This is a genomic window from Rhodanobacter soli (genome assembly GCF_040548735.1).
In the GTDB taxonomy this organism is placed as follows: domain Bacteria; phylum Pseudomonadota; class Gammaproteobacteria; order Xanthomonadales; family Rhodanobacteraceae; genus Rhodanobacter; species Rhodanobacter soli_A.
This window is the reverse complement of sequence record NZ_JBEPSD010000007.1, coordinates 1-7,007: the sequence shown is the minus strand read 5'-3', so window position 1 is coordinate 7,007 and position 7,007 is coordinate 1. Positions and strand designations below refer to the sequence as shown.

Genomic DNA, 7,007 nt, shown 5'->3' with positions numbered 1-7,007 from the left:
AACAATGGGTTCCGGGATTACAAGTCGGAGCTGGGGCGGTATCTGGAGAGTGATCCGATCGGACTTGGTGGTGGTATCAATACCTATGCCTATGTGGATAGCAACCCGTTGGGTTACATTGATCCGTATGGATTATGGGGCGGCTCAATTTCATTCTATGATTTTTTTGGAGGCTCGATAGCACTCTCTGGAACTGGTTGGAGCATTGCATCAATATCATTTTCTGGAGGTGTAGGTTTTGGGGGTGGGGCTTCGGTGGAACCTACCGCACCAGCAAAGAATAAAGAAACTGATCCATGCGCAAAATCAGGTTCAAATGCAATAGGGTTGTTTGCTCAAGCCGAGGCTTCTTATGACGGCATGGGAGCAGAGGCCTCTGCAGAAGGTGGTATAAATGTGGATAAGAATGGAAATTCGCATACATATAGCCATAGTGGCTACGGAGCTTCTCTTTCTAAGCCGGGCGAAGGAGGGGAGTTAGGCGTTTCTGCAGGTGTCGTATTAACTCACTACTTCTAACTATATGGGAAAAATTTTTCTAGATAAGAAGTTGCTGCCTGCCATAATTTTTTTGGCTTTGGCGGGATATTTTTCCTTGTGGACATATATCACTCGGTGCGCTCCCTATCAAGCATCAATAATTTGGATTAAAAAAAGCTCCGTGATCAGTGCTGAAGTTGGAAAAATAAAACATATTTACCCTGATCCCAGTAGGTATGGGATATCTGACTCGGGATCTTTGCGGCAGGCACATTTTGCTGTTTTTGTATTTGGAAGCAAAGGGATAGATAGGATTGATCTGTTTGTTCAAAAAGAAAATGGGTGGCGTGTAATTCGTGCCGCCATTGACGACAAGGAACTAATTGCTGAATAGTTTCGCGCCAGCCTCAACATGGAAGCCAAGCTAATAGTATTGTTATATTTTCTTTGGATTTCTAATGACTCCTAAAGCTTATGCAAAATACGCGAATAAATTGCTGGTTTATCGTCGCGCAATATTTGTAGTAATGTTGGCTGGCATGGTTTTATTTATCTTGCTAATTATAATAAAGCATCCTGTTGCTGGATTTGCGATAGCTGGGCCTTTTATTCTAATTCCATGGGTAATTTTTTTATTATGTTATTGGTTTCGACAAAATAATTATCGCTGGAGCATTATTTTATGGCTCCAAGCAATTATGCTTGATATTTTAATTATTATTGCTTTGTCGTGGCCATTTATCGTCATTTTTGGATGAGGGTACCCCATTCGTAAAAGCCGATGGTCAAATCTCGTATTGCCTCTGCTCCATCTACGACAGCTGCACGAACGGTATCGGTTGCCTGTGCTCGGACAGCGATGCCATCGGCCGCGTCCTACAGCTACGCGCCGGAAATCTGGATCGCGGGCGTGGCTTCACCCTCGGCAGCACGACCTATGCCCTGGGTTACAGCTGCGACTCCGTGGGCCACGTCACCACCGTGAACCACCCGGGCGGCATCTAGGCCAACTACACCTATACCGCGGACGTGGTGTCAGGGTGTCGCTCACGCTCGGCGGCACGGTGGTCATGCCAAGACAGTTATTAAATTGGAATTATTTATATGAGATTTATACATTTTAGCTTTATGATTGTTTGGTTCATGATTTTCTTTTTATTAATTTATCCATTTTTTGGTTCATTCGTGCAACTTGTTTCCGTTTCATTTGGTACGCCACTTGTCATTTTACTTGCACGGAAATATGAAGAGTGGCGAGCAAAAGGGCGAAGTTAGGGTGGACTGGATCACCACGATTTCTCGGACGGCTTAATTAATCACTCGTGCCATGCTCTCAAACACTTCGGGCGAGTGATAGTCCAAGCTGCTGTGTAGCCGCTGGTGGTTGTAGAAGCCCTCGATGTAGTCGAAGATCTGGTTCTGATAGCGGCACAATCAGCCTGCAGCCGGAGTCTGGCTCGATCCGACCAGCTGCCAAGCCTAAGCCAGCCGGCACGGAAGGCAGGCGGAACCGCCGACGGGGCCGATTCCAGGCTGCACAGTGGCCCTGTTCTCTCGCCACCTGTCCGTTATCGATCAGGGCACATCAAGCTGATCGACGACGGTACAGGATTCGGATCGACGCGTGGCTAGGTACAGCCCGACAAAGGCCCACTGCTGTGCTGTCCATGATGCACACTGTGCTGGCCAGATCTGCATCACTGCAGCTGAAGTTGCCGCACCAATAGGCCTGCAGGTGGGCTAGTCACCTGCTCCGGATACCGGTTTGCGGCTGGGAACCACAAAAAATCGTTCCCACCGCCATTTTCCCGGCGAAGGCCGGAAGAACTCCAAAGTAGCGAAATTGGTCATGGCTCTTGAACGATGGCACTGGCTCTTGGTCGCTCGCGATGTGCGGCACCGTGAAGCCCAATCTGCCCATTCCTATTTCGCTCTTTTAAATTCGCGATGCCACTGAACGAGCAAGAAATTCCCGGTCGTTTTGAAGCAGCAATGACGTAAATATCTGCGAATCCACATAACGCAAAAACATACTTATTGACAGAGACTCTTCTCGTGCACTCAGAATAAAATCTGGGGTATCACGTAACGCTGTGTGTCATCCAGCGACAGGGGAAAGAGATGTCAGGGAAGACTGGGGATGAGATGCGTACTGCGCCTGCCACCGCACGTCGGTGGACGTGCTGGCTTGGCCATAACGAAAACACTATTCCCGAGCCCGCCATGGAGGCGGTCGCTGCCATGGCTCATGCTTTCGGCAAGATGCCTGCCGCCCACCACCCCGCCGGCCCGCTACACCGTTCTCGCGCAGCGAACTTCATCTCATTCGCCCGCTCCCGTCGTCGTGGACACAGCGCATTCACGTCTCTCGATTTTCCGCCTGCTTTTTTCCGTACTCCGCTTGCTGGGAGGGAACCCATTCATGCTGCACGCTAAAGCGCGTCTTGGTACTGCATTTCTGCTGACGTCCCTTCTGACTGCGCTCTCGGGTATGGCGAGTGCCGAGGACGGCGCCGGGACACCCATAAAACTAATCGATTGGTATACCGGTAGATCCGCAGTCCTATTGCCTGGCCAGTCGATCACTATGTCGGGCACGTATTACACCTATACCACCCAAGGTGAAGTCACCGCGAGCACGGCTTCCTTTACATCGAGCGGTGTGACGGTTACTGGTGGTTATAGTGCGCCGAGTTCTGTTGACGGTCCCCAAACGATCGCCGGCCTGCCGATTACCAGTGCCGCCACGCGACACTTTGGCCAGGGCGAGCGTTACGTCCCGGTCAGCAAGGCCACGCCCAACAGCGATCCCAGCGGTTGCTCTGGCAAGGCTGGTGAGCCCATCGTGATGAGCACCGGCGCTAAAGTGGAGACCTATACGGACTTCGTGTTGCCGGGCGAGATGGGGCTGCAATACCAGCGGTTTTATACCTCGAATTACTTCAACCATTTAACCGCTCAAGCAGCGTGGTCCGACACCTTCTCTTATGCGCTGGATGACACCTGCCTGACCAATCCCACGAACGGCACCGCCTGCAAGCAAGTGATGATCACACGCCCCAATGGCTCGGACCTCGTATTCATCAACACTGCCTCAGTAAGCGCTCCCATCTATGTCGAGCAGAGCGGCGGCGTGGCGACCCTGGTCCTCAATGCCAACGGCACCTACACCTTGCAGGACGAAGACGGCACCACTCAGGTCTATACCAGTGACGCGCCGGATGCCAATGGCGTGGTGCATGCCCTAGGCGCGATCCAGTCGATCATGGATGCCTCCGGAGTGGGCTGGACGTTCAGCTACGCTGCCGATGGTTCGCAGGTAATCACACATACCAATGGGCAAAGCATTACCAAGCGATTTCCCAGTAGCAACACCATGACCGTGACCGATCCGGCTGGCCATGTGTTTACGTACACGTTGACGGGTGTCAATAACAACTTTGCCTCGGTGACGTACCCTGGCGCGCCCGCCACGACGATTGCTTATCAGTACGCAGGTACGTCAAACAATAACAAACTCACCGAAGTCGACTACAACGGCGTGCCCTATGCCTATACCACCTACGCCAGTAACGGCGCCTATGGTAGCTACGGTTCGGCGAACGGCACCTACTATGCGGACGGAAGTCAAGCCACGTCCCTGACCTACGGTACGACGAATAACACGCCCACCGTGACCGTGACCAATGCCTTGGGACATACGCAGGTCAACACCTACGGCGCAACCGTAGCGAGCAATGGCGATGCGGTCCTCGCGCTGACGTCGACCAGCGATAACGCCGTGGCCGATTGCGGTGCCACCGAGCACACCCGCGCCTACGACAGCAATGGCAACCTGTCCCAAACCGTCGACAATAACGGCAACGTCCATACCTATAGCTACGCCACTAACGGCCAGCTGCAAACGGAGACCGAAGCCTCCGGAACGTCCCAGGCACGCACGACCAACTATGTCTGGGATTCCACCCAGCAGCTGAACCGCCTACTGAGCGTCACCGTTGAAGGCTGGTCGAAAACCGCCTACGCCTACAACGCCCAGAACCGATTGGCCTCAGTCGCGGTGACCAACCTGTCCGGCAATGGCACCGCGAATCAGACACTGACGACAACCTACAACTACACCCTGTACGCGAACGGCATGGTGCACACCATGTCGGTGACTCACCCCTCGCCGAGTGGCAGCGACACCGAGGTCTATACCTACGACACCCTCGGGAACCTTGCCTCTCTAGCCAACGGCTTGGGCCAGACCACGAGCTACAGCAATTACAACGGCCTCGGTGAACCGGGGCACGTCGTCGGCCCCAACGGCGACGTCACCGACTACGTCTACGACGCACGCGGTCGCAAGCAGACCAAGACGACTTACCCGAACGGCACAGCGGCAAATTGGCAATACACCTACGACGGCTTCGGCCTGCTCTATACGCTGACCACCCCGGACAACGAGATCACCACCTGGAATCGTGATGCCGAGATGCGGGTGCAGACCATCACCCACAACGACAAGGACGGCACCTCGACGGAAACGTTCGGCTACGACCCGAATGGGGATGTGACCAGCCACGTAGTGACGCGCGGGGGCGTCACGAGCCTGTCCGAAAGCGTGCTCTACGATGCGCTTGGCCGGGTTTACCAGAAACAGGGGCAACACGGCCAGACGCTGACCTACGGCTATGACGGCAACGGCAACGTGTTGACGATCACCGACGCTGCAGGACACAGCACGGTGAATACCTACGATCATCTCGATCGCCTCACGCAAACCGTAGAGAGCGGCGGCGCCAGTCCGGCTATGCCGACCACCGCACCTGCTATCAATGTGCCTAGCGACAGCACGAGCGGCGCATATACGGTCAGCTGGAGCAGCATCACCGGCGCGACGTACTACGTATTGCAGGAAAGGGTAGGGGGCGGTGGCTGGAGTACGGTTCAGAGCACCTCGGCAATCAGCTGGTCACCCACGGGTAAAACGACCAACACTTACGGCTATCAGGTCAAAGCCTGCAACGCCACCGGCTGCAGCCCATGGAGCACCACAGGGACGATCAACGTGGTGATTCCCACCGCGCCAACGAATGCCCCCAACTTGACTGTTCCAGGCAACAGTGCGAACGGTAACTACGCCGTCAGCTGGACGAGTGTGGCCAATACCAGCACGTACAACTTGCAAGAGCAGGTGAACGGCGGAAGTTGGAGCGCTATCCAGAACAGCACATCGCTGAGCTGGAGCGTTAACGGCAAGACCAGCGCGACCTATGGTTATCGCGTTCAGGCCTGCAACGCGATTGGGTGTGGCCCTTGGAGCAATACCGGCACCATGGTGGTGGCATGGCCGCCAATCCCGGGAACTCCCGCCATTAGCGTGCCTAGGTACAATTACAATGGCGGCTATACCGTCACTTGGAACGCGGTGTCGAACGCCGCTAACTATCCGCTGTATCAGTCGATTAATGGCGGGGGATGGACTCTCATACAGAACAATACCTCCACCAGTCGGACAGTCAGTGGTGAAGGTGACGGTACGTACTCCTACTTAGTCTCGGCCTGTGACATTAGCGGCTGCAGTACGCAAACCGGTGGCACGGTTACCGTGACCATTCCCACCCCCATTGCCATCAACGGGCAGACATACTGGGGCACGAATATTCTGTCGTCTGGTTCTGGCAATGAAGGTATCGGCTTTGATATTGCCGGCGGAAACACGTGGGAGGTTTTCCACACCAAACCAGGAAATGCGCACATCGTTTTGGCGAGTGGGGGTCTTCCTTACGGAGCGGTGACTGTGCAGTACACGTGGACGGATGCAGGCGTGCCCTCTGGTTACACGGATGCGCTTGGCAGCATTACGTCGAACGGAGCTAGCTCTCCGGTTTCTGTAAGCGGTAATCCATCGACCATGTACCTGACTGGGACCTTCAATATCAACGGGGATCATGCTCACCAATACCACTTGCGTGTTGACTTTTTTAACGCCGCTGGCGTCAACGTCTCCTCGTCAACCGGCACTCTCGTAGGTGAAGTCACGGGCAATCAGTGATGTTGCTCGCCACGGCAATGCGATATCCCGTCGCCAAGTTCCCACTCTGTGGATGGACGCGCTTGAGTCGAATGAAGGAGCCTCACATGGCAGTCAACGTCCGCCGTACTACAGTTCTCAATGTCAAGGCGATGCGGCTATTGGTTTTGGGTGGTTTGTTCGCAGTGCATTCATCGCCAGCATTGAGTCAGGTTGTTACGAAATTCAGCTACGATGCCGGCGGCCACATCGCCAGCGTGACCGATCCGCGCAGCCTGGTCACCACCTATAGCTATGACGGGCTGGGGCAACTCTGGCAACAGGTGAGCCCGGATACAGGCATCACCACCTACAACTACGACGGCTACGGCCGGCGTAGCAGCATGTCCCGCGCCGACAACACCTCGACCACATACGGCTACGACGGCCTCAACCGCATGACCAGCGTCACTGCCGGCGGACAGACCCAGGCCTTCACCTACGACAGCTGCACCAATGGCATCGGTCG

General features: G+C 54.6%; 4 protein-coding genes and 2 pseudogenes. 5 read left to right on the top strand and 1 reads right to left on the bottom strand.

Going from position 1 to position 7,007, the window contains the following annotated elements; genetic code table 11:
* The 3 genes from ABIE04_RS17720 to ABIE04_RS17710 form a co-directional block, all read left to right on the top strand.
* On the top strand, positions 1-519 hold a 519-nt coding region (locus ABIE04_RS17720; RefSeq protein ID WP_354553269.1), incomplete at its 5' end, for an RHS repeat-associated core domain-containing protein.
* 142 nt (positions 520-661) lie between these two features.
* Entirely contained in the window at positions 662-874 is a 213-nt protein-coding gene (locus tag ABIE04_RS17715) for a hypothetical protein (protein ID WP_354553267.1), read from the top strand.
* A 64-nt stretch (positions 875-938) separates the two neighbouring features.
* Positions 939-1,238, top strand: coding sequence for a hypothetical protein (locus tag ABIE04_RS17710; RefSeq protein ID WP_354553265.1), 300 nt, complete (start codon positions 939-941; stop codon positions 1,236-1,238).
* Positions 1,239-1,788: 550 nt separating this feature from the next.
* Here the strand turns inward: ABIE04_RS17710 and ABIE04_RS17705 are convergent.
* A pseudogene (locus ABIE04_RS17705) lies at positions 1,789-1,902 on the bottom strand (IS3 family transposase); the annotation flags it as partial.
* 1,000 nt (positions 1,903-2,902) lie between these two features.
* Here ABIE04_RS17705 and ABIE04_RS17700 point away from each other — a divergent pair.
* Together ABIE04_RS17700 and ABIE04_RS17695 are read left to right on the top strand one after the other, a co-directional pair.
* Positions 2,903-6,520, top strand: a complete 3,618-nt coding sequence (locus tag ABIE04_RS17700; RefSeq protein ID WP_354553263.1) for a DUF6531 domain-containing protein — start codon at positions 2,903-2,905, stop codon at positions 6,518-6,520.
* A gap of 86 nt (positions 6,521-6,606) precedes the next feature.
* Positions 6,607-7,007 (top strand): annotated as a pseudogene (locus tag ABIE04_RS17695) (hypothetical protein); the annotation flags it as partial.

Excerpts from the sequence above, each read along its gene's own strand:
- ABIE04_RS17710 (WP_354553265.1), top strand. The coding sequence starts at position 939 with ATGACTCCTAAAGCTTATGCAAAATACGCGAATAAATTGCTGGTTTAT.
- ABIE04_RS17700 (WP_354553263.1), top strand. The coding sequence starts at position 2,903 with ATGCTGCACGCTAAAGCGCGTCTTGGTACTGCATTTCTGCTGACGTCC.